This is a genomic window from Acinetobacter cumulans, assembly GCF_003024525.3.
Taxonomy (GTDB): domain Bacteria; phylum Pseudomonadota; class Gammaproteobacteria; order Pseudomonadales; family Moraxellaceae; genus Acinetobacter; species Acinetobacter cumulans.
The window spans coordinates 47,319-63,384 of the sequence record NZ_CP035936.1 but is presented as its reverse complement, the minus strand read 5'-3'; the positions used below and the strand labels follow the sequence as shown (position 1 = coordinate 63,384).

Genomic DNA, 16,066 nt, shown 5'->3' with positions numbered 1-16,066 from the left:
CTCATTAGCACCTGTAAGGATTAGTATGTTGAAGTGTAGTCGCTTCTAGTGTTAACGGGTCTATGACCTTTACTCTCATTAAATCAAAGATTTAATGAGAGGGTCGAACAGCATTTGCTGATTCGAAGTAAGAAACAAATTTATTTGGATGTTTCCCAATAAATTTGTTTCTTACAAAGCAAGTAATTTGAGTAATCCTTACAGGTTTTTTATGTCTAATAAAGCAAAAGAATGGGTAGCCTATTTTAATGATGTAGGTTTACAAGAAGCATATATAAATGAATATGGCTTGGTTGTCGAAAAGCTATTAAAAAATAAAGTCCCTGTAATTTTTGAGATAGAGCATTTATCAAAATTAGTTGGTATAAATGTAAAAACATTATACTCAATGATTTTTTCTCCCGAAAAATTTTATCGTGAATTTGAAATACCTAAGAAAAAAGGTGGCACCAGAAAAATTAATGCTCCATTTAAGTCCTTAAAAAAGGTTCAACAATGGATATATATAAACATTTTAAAAGTAAAAAATAAAAATGCATATGCACATGGGTTTCTCGATGGAAAATCTATTATTACCAATGCTAGAGAGCACATTAATTCCAGTGTTTTTTTACATTTAGATATTAAAGATTTTTTTTCATCAATTCCAATTGGTTGGATAGTTAATTTTTTTTATAGTTTAGGGTATTCAAAAAAAATTTCTTTTTACTTATCCAGGCTTTGTTGTTTTAAAGATTGTTTAGTGCAAGGTTCATCTTGTAGTCCGGCTCTATCTAATATTTTATTAGTTAATTTAGATAGGAAATTAAATAAATATGCTCTAAAAAATAATTTAAAATATAGCCGCTATGCTGATGATCTTGTATTTTCAGGTAATTATATTTCATTAAGTTTTAGGAATTTTTGTAGTTTTCTCATTAAGAATTATGGTTTTAAAATAAATACAAAGAAAACTAGACTTAAGGTAAATGCATCCCAAAATATCATTACAGGAATTCAAATTAAAGGTAATATCCTCTCCGTACCTAAACAATATAAAAGAAAATTGAAGCAAGAGATTTACTATATAGAAAAATATGGTTTTATTTCTCATGTAAATAAGAAAAAAATTAAAAACCCTGATTATTTAGCTTCTCTTATAGGGCGTGTAAATTTTGTTTTAAATGTTGAGCCAAATAACTTAGAGTTTACTGAATATAAAAAAATACTAAGTAATCTTATTCAATAAAAAATCCCCTCATTAGAGGGGATTTTTTTGAATCAAACTACAGCATTAAAGCGCTGCAATTTGCTCCATATTTGCTTTAATCTTCGCTAACTGATCAGCAAATTCAGCAAGTTTCACTTTCTCGCCTTCAACCACAGCAGCAGGTGCTTTCGCTACAAAACCTTCATTGCCTAACTTAGTCGCAATTTGGTCATGCTGTTTTTGAACCTTGTCTAAGTCTTTTTGCAAACGACCCAATTCCGCTTTAGGGTCAATTAAACCCTTCATTGGAACGAATACAGATACATGACCCACTACAGATGAAGAAGACAATGGCGGTTGTTCACCATCAGCAAGGAAAGTAATGCTTTCAACTTTCGCCAACGCAGTGAATAACGCTTCGATACGCGTGATCTGTGCTTTTTCAGCATCCGTCGTGTTTTGCAGAAGAACAGGCAACAAGCGAGCATTACCTAAGCCCATCTCACCACGGATGTTACGTACCGCACCAATCAAACCTTGCAGCCATTGCATATCCGCTTCAGCTTGTTCGTTAATCAATGCTTGCTCAGCAACAGGGTACTGTGCAAGCATAATCGTTTCGCCAGAAATGTTCAGTTTCGGCGCAAGCGTTTGCCAAATTTCTTCTGTTAGGTAAGGCATCAACGGATGAGCCAAACGTAAAGACGCTTCCATCACAGCAAGTAGAACACGACGTACTTCAGCTTTACGCTCAACCGATACGTTTTCATCATTTAGAACAGGCTTAGTCAGCTCTACATACCAGTCACAGTATTCATTCCAAATGAACTCGTAAATCGCTTGCGCAGCCAAGTCTAAACGGTACGTTGCAAATGCAGTTTGCACCGCTTGTTCCGCTTTTTGTAAACGGCTAACAATCCACTGTTCAGGCAATTCCCAAAGGTCTTGACGAACTTCTTGACCAATCACTTGCTCTTCACAGTTCATCATCACGAAACGCGTAGCGTTCCAGATTTTGTTGGCAAAGTTACGGTAGCCTTCAACACGCTTCATATCGAACTTAATGTCACGGCCTGTGTTCGCAAGCGCACAGAAAGTGAAACGAACCGCATCTGTACCGTAAGATTGAATGCCTTCAGGGAATTCTTTACGTGTTGATTTTTCAATCTTCGCTGCTTGTTTCGGGTTCATCAAACCAGTCGTACGTTTTTGTACTAAAGTTTCAAGATCAACACCGTCAATCAAATCTAATGGGTCAAGCACGTTGCCCTTAGATTTAGACATTTTCTGACCTTCGCCATCACGAACTAAACCATGTACATACACAGTTTTGAACGGAACTTGCGGTGTGCCATCTTCATTTTTCATGAAGTGCATGGTCATCATGATCATGCGGGCAACCCAGAAGAAGATGATGTCAAAACCAGTCACAAGCACATCAGTCGGGTGGAAAGTATTTAAGAAATAGTTTTCTTTATCTTTCGCCGCATCGCCAGTCCAACCTAAAGTTGAGAATGTCCAAAGACCAGAAGAGAACCATGTATCAAGCACGTCTTCGTCTTGTTTCAATTCAACTTCAGGTGCAATGCCGTTTTTCGCACGAACTTCAGCTTCATCACGACCTACAAATACGTTACCTTCAGCATCGTACCAAGCAGGGATACGGTGACCCCACCACAATTGACGCGAAATACACCAATCTTGGATGTTGTTCATCCACGCCATGTACATGTTGCTGTATTGCTCAGGAACGAATTTAATCTCGCCATCTTTCACTGCTTTAATTGCAGGCTCAGCAAGCGGCGCAATTTTTACGTACCATTGGTCAGTCAGTAGTGGTTCAACGATCACGCCTGAACGGTCACCGCGAGGTGGCTTCAATGTGTACGGTTGAATTTGGTCTAACCAGCCTTCAGCTTCTGCTTGAGCAACCAATTGTTTACGTGCAGCAAAACGTTCTAAACCAATGTAGTCCGCAGGTGCAGGAATGGTTTTAGAAATTTGCTCGCCCGCTTTCGCGATGTATTCAAACTCAGCAAGAACTTCCGCATTTTTGTTGAAGATGTTGATGATTGGAAGTTCACAGCGTTTGCCCACTTCATAGTCATTGAAGTCGTGCGCAGGGGTGATTTTCACACAGCCTGTACCAAATTCTTTGTCTACATATTCGTCTTTAACGATAGGAACAGCACGGCCTGTAATTGGCAAGATAATGTTTTTGCCAACAAGTGCTGCATAGCGTTCATCATCCAGTGCAACTGCAACGGCTGTATCGCCAAGCAATGTTTCAGGACGAGTCGTCGCAACAACGATGTGATCTTTACCGTCGTGGGTACGAAGTGACTTATCTTCAAAGAAATATTTGAAGTGCCATAATGAACCTGCTTCTTCTTTATCAGACTCTACTTCTAAGTCAGAAAGGGCAGTTTGTAGTTTAGGGTCCCAGTTTACAAGGCGTTTACCGCGGTAAATTAAGCCTTCTTCATGTAGCTTAACAAATACTTCTTTCACCGCATTTGATAAACCTTCGTCCATCGTGAAGCGTTCACGAGACCAGTCTACAGAAGAACCTAAGCGACGAATTTGACGGGTAATGTTACCGCCAGATTGTTCTTTCCATTCCCACACTTTTTCAATGAACTTTTCACGGCCAAGGTCATGACGGCTAATACCTTCAGCACCCAACTGACGTTCAACAACCATTTGCGTTGCAATACCCGCATGGTCCGTACCTGGTTGCCAAAGCGTATTTTTGCCAGACATACGGTTATAACGAGTCAGAGCATCCATGATGGCATTGTTAAAACCATGACCCATGTGCAAGCTACCAGTGACGTTTGGCGGTGGAATCATGATACAGAATGATTCACCTTTTTCAGACGGTTTGAAGTAACCGCGCTCTTCCCAAGTTTGGTACCATTTTTTTTCGATCTCGGTTGGATCGTAGGTCGTAGCAATATTTTGCGCTGAATCAGTCATAGTCTAAACAGATCAAAAGTGGATAAAAAATTAGACCTATTGTAGCAAAAAAAATGGAGATTTAGGGATGTTGCAAGAATGTAAACTTTCGCCAATTGGCAGTACCAATCCTTAGCATTATGATAGGCTTAAGAAAAGAACACGTAGACCGTTAAACACTATAACAAGGAGGCCTGCAATGAGTTATACAATTTTCCTTAAAATTCAGCCAGAAACACACCAACGTTTTATGGGCATACATCAAAAAATCAACGAAAATAATACCGATAGCATGGCAAAGCCCTTGGGGGATACTCTGGCGGATATAGCCTGCGATATTATCGATCAAGTCTTTGGAAGTATGGCAAAAATGTCCAGCTCAAGTGATCATGAGTCAGAAAAAATCATTAAGCAGGTGACTGAAATGACCCGCAAATATATGCCGTGGTCGGTGTCATTTTTTGGCAATGATCGTCTCAAACCCATGGTCAATTATCTGCATGAGCTGACTGTCGATCAAAATGGCAACACCTTTGTAACTTATCCAGTCGACAATGCCTTGATTACAGAATTACTGGGCTGTGTTGAACAGATTAAACTGGGTAATAACCAATATGTACCGACTGCACTGAAGGCATTTACCGAAGTGGTCGATCAAGGGGTTACACATTTGGTGCGTGAGCCTAAAAAAATGTTGAAATTCAATATAGTAGTGGATAAAACCTTAAATGGGGTGATTAATCTAACTACTCAGCTGGGCTACAAGCGCTTTGATAAATTGGGTTCAATTTATAATGCCCAAGCAATAAGCCCATATTTTGATCATTTTATTGGCTTTATTCAGCAAGAAGCAGTAAAAAGTTAAATATCGAGTTTGATTTGCAGTTCGCATAACAGGGGAAGAACATGGCGCAACTGAAAAGTTTGCAAGACAAAGTTGTTTGGATTACAGGTGCTTCATCTGGTTTAGGCAAGGCGCTGGCACAGGAATGTGCATTGCAAGGTGCACACGTTGTGCTAACTGCACGTCGTTTTGAGGAGTTGGAAAATGTACGTGTTGGCTTACTAAAACCTGAACAGCATTTATCTATAGCAGCGGATATTACTGATGAAAATCAAGTCCGCCATGCCTATGAACAGGTCTTACAGTGCAAAGGTCGTATCGATTGGCTGATTAATAATGCAGGCTTAAGCCAGCGCGCGCTCATTACAGAAACCACCATGCAGACTGAACGCGCCATTATGGAGCTGGATTACTTTTCACAAGTATTTTTGACCAAAACAGCATTACCATCTTTCTTGCAACAAAAATCAGGCCGCATTGTGTTTGTTTCTAGCGTGGCTGGTCTATTGGGTACGCAGTATCGCGCTTCATATTCGGCAGCTAAAGCAGCCATTCACTTATGGGCCAACAGTTTACGTGCAGAAGTTGCTGAGCAAGGGGTCGATGTATCTGTCATTTTCCCAGGCTTTGTCAAAACCAATGTCTCTATTAATGCTTTAAATGGAGAGGGCAAGGCGCAAGGCTATGATAATGAAGCCACGGCCAATGGTTTAGAAGCAGATGAGTTTGCAAAAATTACAGTAAATGCATTGCTCAAAGGGGAAGAATACATTGTGGTTGGTGGTCGTAAAGAAGTTTTGGGCACATGGGTATCACGCCTGTCGCCAAGTACGCTATATAAAATGATCCGTAAAATGAAAGTGAAGTGATTTTTTGATCTCACATTCATTAAATTAAATATAAAGTGAAATGACGCTTATTTAAATTTAAGCGTCATGAGATATGCCACTACATTGGGCATCAAATTCTGCACAACTTTTTATCAATTGGAATAGTTTGTAGAATTTGGTTGTTGGTATCCTTATAAATAAAATCGTAGTGAATGTTATGTTCAAATGTATGAGCAACTGATGCGCATAAATTTTCCTTGTGTCTTTGAGTTGAATAATTCATTAAAGGACTATTCTGAATCTGTGCAGCATTCAGTTCGTATGTGTAGGCAACACTTAATTCACGTCGATCAATAGCAATTAACGTACTATATTTATCTATTCTTAGTGGTAATTTACGACGTAAATGATTTAATTCTTCATCAAGTGCTATTGTGATCTGCTCTTGAACTTTATCTGCATTGCTTCCAAAAAAATAAGGTGAAATCACATAGTGACTAAATATATACCCACCAATTCCACCTAAAATATAACCAATAACTTTTTTCTTATTCATGATTTAAGCCGAATATTTTTTCTAACGATTTATTATTTTTGAATGGCTGTTCCATAAGCAAATACTTCTACCATACCACCTTCCATGCCCATTTCAGTGGTGCTGAGGCGTAACCCTAATATTTCAGATGCGCCGATTTTTTCTGCTTCAAGCTTTAAGCGAACTACGGCTTCGCGGCGCGCACGTTCTACGACTGTTTCGTAGCTGCTCAGGTTGCCGCCAAAAAAATTCTGAATATTGGCAATCACATATTTAAAATAATCATGAGAAATGACCACATTGCTGCTGATCATTTGTCCCGGCTGTTCGCTGGTTTTAAAACGACTACTGTCTAAGCGGATATAGGCAAGACGTTTTTCCTGTACCTCAAGCTCAGCCAAGTGTTTACTTTCGGCACGACGGCCAAAACCCCAACCGATAGCAAATAAAATAACAAAAATGACAACTTTAAAAAGAAAAGCATCCATAGCCTTAGCCTTGTGTTGGGAATGGATCAGGCAGTTTTGGCTGATTGGCTTCTACGCGCACAGCAGTCCCATAAACAAACAATTCAGATGCACCTTGCGCAATATTTGAAGTCGAAAAGCGAATACCCACGATTGCATTGGCACCCAAAGCTTGCGCCTTTGCCACCATACGGTCCATGGCTTCTTGGCGTGATTCTTCTAATAGTTCGGTATAGGCTGTAAGTTCGCCACCAACAATATTTTTAAGTCCTGCTAATAGGTCACGTCCCACGTGTTTACTACGTACAGTGCTCCCATAAACCACATCAAGTTGTTGGGTAATGGTATGGCCAGGTACAGATTCAAGATTACTCAGTAGCATTTTTAGTGATCAATATCAAAAAAAGAATACAGTGAAGATAGAAAAGTTATAGCTAAAAAGCAATAAAAAAGCCCACCGAAGTGAGCTCTTTATTAAGTGTCGCGCAATTATTTGGTAGTTGCTGCTTTACGTTCTGCACTTGATGGCTGTTGTTGTACAGCATCGCTAGTGTTAGCCTTAATACCACCACCGAGTGTTTTGTATAACTCAACTTGGTTGTTTAAATTTGCTTGCTCAAGGAGCAACAAGCCTTGTTCAGAAGCATAAGACGTACGCTGTGCATCTAATACAGTTAAGTAGCTATCAATACCAGCACGGAAGCGGGCATTCGATAGTTTGTAAGTCGTATTGGTTGCATCAACTAAGCGTTTTTGTGCAGATAGACGGTCGCCAATGTTTTGACGTACAGCTAGTGCATCATTCACTTCACGGAATGCTGACTGTATTGATTTTTCATAATCAGACAAAGCAATTTGCTGGTCTGTTTCTGAAATTTTAATGTTGGCTTGACGTGTACCCCAATCGAAGATTGGTAAGTTTATGCTTGGACCTACACCCCAAACAAAGCTACCTGACTTAAATAAATCACCTAAGTCTGTAGACGCATAACCCGCAGAGCCTGTGAGGCTAATCGTTGGGAATAAACGTGCTTTGGCTGCGCCAATATTTGCACCTGCAGCTGATAATTTATATTCAGCAGCGCGAATGTCAGGACGGTTGTTCAGGAGTTCGCTTGGTAGACCAGAGCCAATAGTATTGTTTGACGTAATACGTGTTACACGTTGTTTCGCTAACAAACTCTCAGGCACTTGCTCACCCACCAAGAGGTTGAGTAAGTTTTGTGCTTGAGCAACTTGGGTCTTGTAGTTCGCAACATCATTACGTGCAGTTTCTACAGAAATTTGTGCCTGACGAACAGGAACTTCACTGTCAATACCTACATCAAAGCGTTTTTTGTTGAGGTTATAAGACTCAAGCTGTGCTTTTAAAGTTTGATCAGCAAGCTTTAGATTCGCATTGGCAAATGAGTAGTTTAACCATGCTTGTGCAACTTGGCCGATGAGTGCAATTTGAGTCGCATCACGTGCGCTGGCAGTGGCAAGATAACTGTCTAAAGCATTGTCTTTTAAGCTACGTACACGACCCCAAAAATCAAGCTCATAAGCAGTCACACCAAGGCCGACGTTATAACGTGTTTGGGCACCCGCACCTTGGTCTTGGCGTAGCACATCACCACTTGCACCAATGGTTGGAAGTTGGTTATTTGCCGTAATTTGATACTGTTGTTGTGCACGTTGAATGTTGAGTGCAGCAGTACGTAAATCACGGTTGTTTGCTAAAGCCAAATTAAGAACTTGAACCAAACGCTGGTCAGCGAAAAAGTCTTTGTAACCTTGCGCAGCCACAGACGTGCCAGAAGCACTTGCTGTATAGCTTTGTGGGATATTTGCCTGTGCGACCGGTTCTGGACCGCGCATGCTTTGGCAGGCAGCCAAAGCAAGCGCAAGTGAAGAAACCGCAATGCTACGACCTGTAATAGACCATATATTTTGCATCACGATGTGTGCTCCTGATTGTTTTGTTGTTTTGGTTTGTATTTAAAGATACTTCGAATCCATACGTAGAACACAGGAATGAAGAAGATACCTAACAGCGTCGAGCTGATTACACCACCCAAGACACCATAACCTACAGAATGCTGACTACCTGCACCCGCGCCAGAAGCTAAGGCAAGCGGTAATACACCAAAACCGAAAGCTAAAGTTGTCATAATGATTGGACGTAAACGCATTTTTGCTGCATGCATTGTTGCATCAAATAGCTCTTCGCCTTTTTCCTGAAGTTCTTTGGCAAATTCTACAATCAAAATCGCGTTTTTGGCAGCCAAACCAATGACTGCTACGATCGCGACTTGGAAGTAAATGTTATTTGACAGGTTCGGATCTTTAAACAACACCATACCTAAGAATGTTAATGCAACAGCACCCATTACACCCAAAGGTACGACCAATAATACAGAGAATGGAATAGACCAGCTTTCATACAACGCTGCTAAGCACAGGAATACGATAAGCAATGAAAGTGCGTATAAGAATGGAGCTTGTGCGCCAGACTCACGTTCTTCAAGAGATAACCCAGTCCATTCGTAATCGAAACCTTGTAAGCCCATAGAAGGCAATTTCGCAATGATTTCTTCCATAGCAGCCATCGCATCACCCGAGCTCACACCTGGTGCTGGCGTACCCTGAATGTTCATGGATGAAATACCATTATAACGCTCAAGACGTGGTGAACCATAAGTCCATTCGCCAGTAGCAAATGTTGAGAATGGAATCATTACACCTTGTTTATTACGTACATACCACTTATTCAAGTCTTCAGGCATCATGCGTGAGTCTGATTCACCTTGAACATATACCTTTTTCACACGGCCACGGTCAATGAAGTCATTGATATACGAACCGCCCCAAGCCATACCCATCGTGGTGTTGATTTCAGAAATACTGACACCCATTGCACCTGCTTGCGCTTGGTCAACAATGATTTTGTACTGAGGTGTATCTTCTTGGCCGTTTGGACGCACACCCATTAAGCGTTTGTCTTGAGCAGCCATGCCTAAGATTGCATTACGTGCATTTAGAAGCTGTTGATGACCAGCACCACCAGAATCTTTCAACTGTAAGTTAAAGCCTGCGCTCACACCCAATTCAGGCATTGCTGGTAGTTGTAATGGCATGATGTAAGACGCATCTTTAACAATCATGTTTAATGCCATACCACGGCCAATAATTGCACCTACTTGAGACTCAGGTGAAGTACGTTCAGACCAATCTTTTAACTTAATAAATGCCAAACCGGCATTTTGCCCCACACCTGTAAACGAGAAACCAGATACGCTGAATACAGATTCAACATAATCTTTTTCTTTATGCAGGAAGTAGTCTGTCATGGTGTTAATGGTTTTGTCAGTACGTTCTAAGGTTGCGTTAGGTGGTAACTGAACCAAAGTCATGACTACACCTTGGTCTTCATCTGGTAGGAATGAAGAAGGCAGTTTGGTAAACAAGAAGCCTAAAATGACGATTACAACACCGTATAACAAGCCAGAGAAGAGCTTGGCATGGGTCATGCGGTTAACGCCGTTTTGGTATTTACCTGCAACTTTATCGAAGCTTGTGTTAAACCAACGGAAGAATCGGGCAGGTAAGCTGTTACTCGGCGCTTTGTTTGGATCATGTTGTTTCAACAAGGTCGCACAAAGGGCCGGGGTAAAGGTAAGAGCCACAACTAATGACAAAATCATTGCCGTTACAAGCGTAATAGAGAATTGACGGTAAATAACACCTGTTGTACCACTCATAAATGCCATAGGTACGAATACCGCAGACAATACAGAGGTAATACCAATTAATGCACCCGAAATTTGCTTCATTGAAATTTCAGTCGCATGTACTGGGTCTAGGTGTTCTTCCACCATAATACGTTCAACGTTTTCGACCACAACAATCGCGTCATCCACTAAAAGACCAATGGCAAGTACCATCGCAAACATAGTGAGAGTGTTGATTGAGAAACCAAATACATTAATTACAGCAAAAGTACCAAGTACAACAACTGGTACAGCCATGGTTGGAATGATCGTTGCGCGCCAGTTCTGTAAGAACAAGAACATCACAAGGAATACCAAGATCACCGCTTCAATCAGTGTATGTACAACACTTTCAATTGAAAGTTGAATAAATGGTGTTGTATCAAAGGCCAATTGGTCTTTCATACCTGTTGGATAGTTCTTGCGCAGTTCAACCAAACGCGCTTCTACTGCTTTTGCAGTATCTAGGGCATTTGCGCCTGTAGCCAGTTTAATGGCTACACCACCAGCGGGCTTACCATTGAACTTAGAGTCGAATTGATAGCTATCGGCACCAAGTTCTACGCGCGCAACATCGCCTAAGCGAACTTGAGCACCATTAGATGTATTTTTTAAGAAGATATTTTTAAATTCATCAGCCGTTTGCAATAAGCTTTGTGCATTGACTGTCGCATTTAGCACTTGGCCTTGTACCGCAGGTGCACCACCTAACTGACCCACTGCAACTTGTGCGTTTTGGGTTTTGAGCGCACTTGCAATATCGCTAGGAGTGACTTGTAAGTTGGCCATTTTGGATGGATCCATCCAAATACGCATAGCGTATGAGCCACCAAATACTTGTACTTCACCTACACCTGCCACACGGCTTAGAGGTTCAGAAATATTTGAGTTTACATAGTCTTTAATGTCATCTGCTGACAAGTTGCCATCTGGTGAGTAAAACGCTAAAACTTGTAAGAAGCTTGCGCCAGACTTGGTTACTTTTACACCTTGACGTTGTACGTCTTCAGGTAAAAGTGCAGTAGCAGATTGAAGTTTATTTTGTACTTGAACTTGGGCGATATCTGGATCAACGCCTTGTTCGAAGTTTAACGCAATCGATGCTTGACCATTACCTGCGCTGTTTGAAGAAATGTAGCGCAAGCCATCAAGGCCATTCATTTGCTGTTCGATAATCTGTGTAACTGTGTTTTCAACAGTGGCAGCAGATGCACCAGGATAAGTCGCAGAAATCGTGACCGTTGGTGGAGCAATGGTTGGGTACTGTGCAATCGGCATTTTTGTCAGCGTGATAATACCCGCCAACATAATGACTAATGCAATCACCCACGCAAAAATGGGGCGATGAATAAAGAATTGTGCCATTCAGTCTACCCCTTATGTATTTGAAGTAGCTTTTTGTTCAGGTTTTGCGGTAGCTTCAGAAGCTGGTTTGGCTTGACCTTGAGCGCCTTGCGGTGCAGCAGCTTGAGGCTGGTAAGGTTTAGCGACCACTTGTTGCTCAGGTTTTACTTTTGCAATACCGTCTACAATCACTTTATCACCTGTGGTTAGACCTTCAGTGATAATCCAATCTTTGCCATGTACACCAGCTGTGGTTACAGGGCGAGACTCTACAGCACCTTTAGCATTCACAATCATGGCAATCGCTTGGCCAGTAGGTGTGCGTGTAATCGCAATTTGTGGTACCAAATATGCATTTGGAATTACGCCTTGAACGATTTTAGCATTGGCAAACATACCAGGAAGCAAGAGGTGATTTGGGTTAGGGAACACCGCGCGCAGTGTTACTGTACCAGTATCAGGATTCACGCTGGCATCAGAGAAAGCTAAACGACCTTCTTGTGAATACTCACTACCATCTTCTAGCGTTAACTTCACTTTAGTGTTGTTACTGCTGTCCAAAGAACCTTTGCTTAATTGCTGGCGTAGGCGAAGCAATTCTGCACTTGATTGGTTAATATCAACATAAATTGGATCTAAACGCTGAATTGTGACCAATGGGCTTTCTTGGTTCATTGTTACCAAAGCACCAGATGTCACTGTAGAGCGGTTAGTTTGACCAGAAATTGGCGCACGAACTGTAGAATAACCTAAATTGATTTCGGCATTTTTCAGTGTTGCACGGCTTGCATTTAATGTAGCTTCAGCAAGTTTAACCTGTGCAACGATATCGTCGTATTCTTGTTTTGAAATCGCATTGCTACCAACTAATTGGCGGTAACGACCTTCTTTAACACGTAATACGCCTAAATTCGCTTCTGCACTTGCAATCGAGGCACGTGCATTGTCTACATTAGCGCGATTGGTACTTGAGTCGATTTCATATAATGCTTGACCTTCGCGTACATAACTTCCTTCAGCAAAAAGACGTTTCAGAACGACACCGCTGGTTTGCGGACGCACTTCAGAAATTTCAAATGCTGTCGTACGGCCTGAAAGTTCAACAGACTGTTCAACGCTTTGCGGTTGCGCAACGATAATTCCAACTTCAGTTGGTGGCATTTGCTGAGCAGCGCCTGCTTGCTGTGCCTCCTTTGGATCTTTACTGCAACCAACAAGTGCAATACTTGTTGCTAATGCGCAAGCGGTTAGGGCAGGGGCCCAAAGCTTTGCAGACATCATTCTTCCACCTCAATTAGATTTATATCTAAAGTTTATTTTTTATTTGCGCTTTGGTATTTGCTTATCGCGAGATATAAAAGCGTGATCCAAATAAAACTTATGCTCCAGCCAGAAAGAACATCGGAAGGATAATGCGCACCTGCGTACACTCTGGATATACCCATAACAATCATCCATAAACTCATCGCTAAACAAATGAGTTTATGGTGTGTATGCTGCAGATATACGTACATTGCAAGACACCCCAGCGTTGCCGCATAGAGGCTATGTCCACTTGGAAATGAATCTCCATAGGTTTGCACTAAGAAATACATTTCAGGTGGACGTGGTCGAGAAATGAAGTATTTGAGTGCCCAAGTGAGAACAATACTTCCAATAATTCCTATACTGATAAAAACAATATTTATATATTTTTTATACCATGCCAAAGTTAAACACCATAGCGTGGTCATAAATAATACAAATGGCATGCCACCAATAATTGATAATCCAATAGCGATGCTGTTGAGACTGTGGCTACGATGAGCAAACATCCATTGCACTGCACCTAAATCAGAAGCTTTAAATGCAGGAATTTTCAGTAAAATTATACTGATTAACAACAACAAACCGCCGAGGAACAGCAATTGCTTTGGCATGCATGTATCCTTGTCATGTTAACCGAGTGAAACTGGGTTAAATAATGGGTTAAAGTGTACTCATCAGTACACTTTATTTCAAGTGTGTGTAAATTATGCTAATTTCTTTTTCGTACTTTTTTAACACTGTGTAAAATAAAATAACAAATCCTTTTAGTGGGAATTCTTTTGAGGGGCGTTATTTTCACGAATTTCTAAAGCTTGCTTAGGTGGCCAGAAAAAATCACTTGGACGTGTGAGGAAATGTGTTAGCACTAGTTTTGCGAGCGGTTTCCATTGTTCAAATCGTACACGACGTGCACGAAGTGCCACAATAATGGTTAAAGTAAAACTCACAAATAAGTTGGTTAAACCAATCATGAGTACGCCCATAAAGGACACAATAATGAGTCCGATATCTGGGCTACCATTAATTTGCATTAAGCCTTGAATAAAATTGGCAGACGCAAAAGCAATGTGTCGAATATCTAAAGGTAGACCTAAAATATAGCCAATAGTGCCCATACTGCCGAGCATAATCCCGAATAAGAAGTTACCTGCTAAAGCACCTAAATTCCGTTCAATATAGGCTGCAAAGGCGTTTAAGCGCTCTTGGCTCATTATTTTTTTCAGCTTAGGATGAGCTTTAATTCGAGGCCCAACCTTACGATAAATGGCCATATTGTCAAAATACCCTGCCAACAGGCCTGACAAAAACAAGCAAATACCCGCAATGGCTGCATGGGGAACGGCCAAAGAGGTAAAGGGGTTGAGGTCATGCAAAGTTTTGGTTGCTTTGGCATGTGTCATGAGGTGTTCATGTAACACCACATCCCAAAACATCACAATGAGCGCGGCCACGGGAATCGCAATTGAAATATTACCTAGAATTGCAATAAATTGAGTGCGGATAATATTAATAATCAGGGCGGCCAATTCTGCAATTTGCGTGGTCTTTGAGCCTTTACGATGTTGTACTGTGGCTGCAAGTGCTGCCGCTGTCATAGCTGGCTGTTTGGTAGCTACGGTAAAGTGCATCACATGTATGAGCATAAAGCCTAAAGAATAATTCATGCTATAGCTAAAGGCCTGCATTAACGGGGCCATCGATACGCGTGCCATCAGGGTTTTAAGTGTTGCCATAATGGCAATAATCACACCGGCACCTGCTGCCGATTTGTACATCGAAAAAAAGCCTTTTTTGTCTGTACTTACATAATGTTCACCAGTTTTACTGGCATTTTCTGTGACCTGTAAGGCCATCAATTCACTGTTGGTTGCCAGTAAAGAGCGTACGCTTTGCTCACTGTAGATTGCATCAGTGATATCTGCAAGGAGTGTGCCTAAGGCAAAGTAACGCTCGTTGTCTTCTTCAACAATGAGTTTTAAGAGAAGTTCTACGCGGTCGAGGCACTGTTCTAATAAAGACAACAAATAGGTGAGGCTGACGCTCACGCCAATTCGTTTAGTGGCACGGCGAATTTTAAGGACGACTTCACGACATTGATCCAACATGACGAGCGCTTGTGATGCGTCGGGTGGCACAACTGCATGCATGAGTTCTGTCGATTGGTGAAGTTGTTTATATTGATGAATAAATTCGTTTATTTCTCGGTTTTGAACCAAAAAAGGCGATTCGTATTCGGTTAAATCTGGCTGTGCATTAATAAACTCGGGGTATAAACCAATTCCACTCACACGATAGGACAGTACCGTTATAGCTTTAATTAATTCACGGCGAATTTGTTTTTTTTCGTCTTGGTTACTGTGGCCTTGATTGAGAAGCTTAAACAGCTTTTGCCATTCATGCGCATCAATTTGATCAAGCCAATATTTATCACTACGTTCGTGAAATACACGGCGGACTAGGTCTTGTAACTGGCTTTGATCATTAATCAGCGGTAAAAAATGTGCACCTAGACGTTGTGAGAGCTGATTCCAAAAGCCATCGAGCGATAAAATACCTGTATCAGCATACAGTCCTGTTTGCTTATATTGGCTAATGAGCTTTAAAACAAAGCTTTGCAGTGTAGATGCTGCATCTGGTGTTAGTAGGAGTGCTTGTAAAAAAGCATTAAACTTCGTATGTATTTCTTCGTTATTTTTACTGTTTTCTGGACGGATACGATCAACGAGATCAATCAGTAATTGGTCATCTAACACAGCCCGAGGTTGCTCGAGCTGATGTTGCATAGATAAAAATAAATCGTTGAAATTTATATGCATAGGCAAAGTAAAAATGATAAAAG

12 protein-coding genes are annotated in these 16,066 nt (G+C 41.0%); 3 read left to right on the top strand and 9 right to left on the bottom strand.

What is annotated here, in order from left to right; all coding sequences use genetic code 11:
• Positions 1 to 211 precede the first annotated feature (211 nt).
• Positions 212 to 1,228, top strand: coding sequence for a reverse transcriptase family protein (locus tag C9E88_RS16715; RefSeq protein ID WP_106984479.1), 1,017 nt, complete (start codon positions 212 to 214; stop codon positions 1,226 to 1,228).
• Between the two features lie 45 nt (positions 1,229 to 1,273).
• On the opposite strand, the gene C9E88_RS16710 is transcribed toward C9E88_RS16715, so the two are convergent.
• Positions 1,274 to 4,168, bottom strand: a complete 2,895-nt coding sequence (locus tag C9E88_RS16710) for a valine--tRNA ligase (RefSeq protein ID WP_106984480.1) — start codon at positions 4,166 to 4,168, stop codon at positions 1,274 to 1,276.
• A 178-nt stretch (positions 4,169 to 4,346) separates the two neighbouring features.
• Between C9E88_RS16710 and C9E88_RS16705 the strand changes: the two genes are divergently transcribed.
• Positions 4,347 to 5,012 (top strand): hypothetical protein, encoded by a 666-nt coding sequence (locus C9E88_RS16705; RefSeq protein WP_106984481.1) that lies wholly within the window; start codon positions 4,347 to 4,349, stop codon positions 5,010 to 5,012.
• A gap of 41 nt (positions 5,013 to 5,053) precedes the next feature.
• Positions 5,054 to 5,860 carry an SDR family oxidoreductase gene (locus tag C9E88_RS16700; RefSeq protein WP_106984482.1) on the top strand — a complete coding sequence of 269 codons (807 nt, stop codon included), beginning with the start codon at positions 5,054 to 5,056 and terminating at the stop codon, positions 5,858 to 5,860.
• A gap of 91 nt (positions 5,861 to 5,951) precedes the next feature.
• On the opposite strand, the gene C9E88_RS16695 is transcribed toward C9E88_RS16700, so the two are convergent.
• The 8 genes from C9E88_RS16695 to C9E88_RS16660 all read right to left on the bottom strand — a co-directional run bounded on the left by C9E88_RS16695 (position 5,952) and on the right by C9E88_RS16660 (position 16,043).
• Complete coding sequence (locus tag C9E88_RS16695) at positions 5,952 to 6,377, bottom strand: type II secretion system pilot lipoprotein GspS-beta (RefSeq protein ID WP_106984483.1); 426 nt, start codon at positions 6,375 to 6,377, stop codon at positions 5,952 to 5,954.
• 32 nt (positions 6,378 to 6,409) lie between these two features.
• Positions 6,410 to 6,844 (bottom strand): YbjQ family protein, encoded by a 435-nt coding sequence (locus tag C9E88_RS16690; protein WP_106984484.1) that lies wholly within the window; start codon positions 6,842 to 6,844, stop codon positions 6,410 to 6,412.
• Between the two features lie 4 nt (positions 6,845 to 6,848).
• A complete protein-coding gene (locus C9E88_RS16685; protein ID WP_106984485.1) occupies positions 6,849 to 7,205 on the bottom strand; it encodes a YbjQ family protein in 357 nt (118 codons plus the stop codon).
• Positions 7,206 to 7,312: 107 nt separating this feature from the next.
• Positions 7,313 to 8,761 carry a multidrug efflux RND transporter AdeIJK outer membrane channel subunit AdeK gene (adeK, locus tag C9E88_RS16680; RefSeq protein WP_106984486.1) on the bottom strand — a complete coding sequence of 483 codons (1,449 nt, stop codon included), beginning with the start codon at positions 8,759 to 8,761 and terminating at the stop codon, positions 7,313 to 7,315.
• Positions 8,761 to 11,940, bottom strand: a complete 3,180-nt coding sequence (locus C9E88_RS16675) for an efflux RND transporter permease subunit (RefSeq protein ID WP_106984487.1) — start codon at positions 11,938 to 11,940, stop codon at positions 8,761 to 8,763. Before C9E88_RS16675 ends, adeK begins: the two co-directional genes overlap by 1 nt.
• A gap of 12 nt (positions 11,941 to 11,952) precedes the next feature.
• The gene (locus C9E88_RS16670) at positions 11,953 to 13,200 is read right to left on the bottom strand and encodes an efflux RND transporter periplasmic adaptor subunit (RefSeq protein WP_106984488.1); all 1,248 of its coding nucleotides are present in this window, start codon (positions 13,198 to 13,200) and stop codon (positions 11,953 to 11,955) included.
• A gap of 32 nt (positions 13,201 to 13,232) precedes the next feature.
• Positions 13,233 to 13,838 carry a phosphatase PAP2 family protein gene (locus tag C9E88_RS16665; protein ID WP_106984489.1) on the bottom strand — a complete coding sequence of 202 codons (606 nt, stop codon included), beginning with the start codon at positions 13,836 to 13,838 and terminating at the stop codon, positions 13,233 to 13,235.
• 153 nt (positions 13,839 to 13,991) lie between these two features.
• Positions 13,992 to 16,043, bottom strand: coding sequence for a site-specific recombinase (locus C9E88_RS16660; RefSeq protein ID WP_106984490.1), 2,052 nt, complete (start codon positions 16,041 to 16,043; stop codon positions 13,992 to 13,994).
• Positions 16,044 to 16,066: the final 23 nt, after the last annotated feature.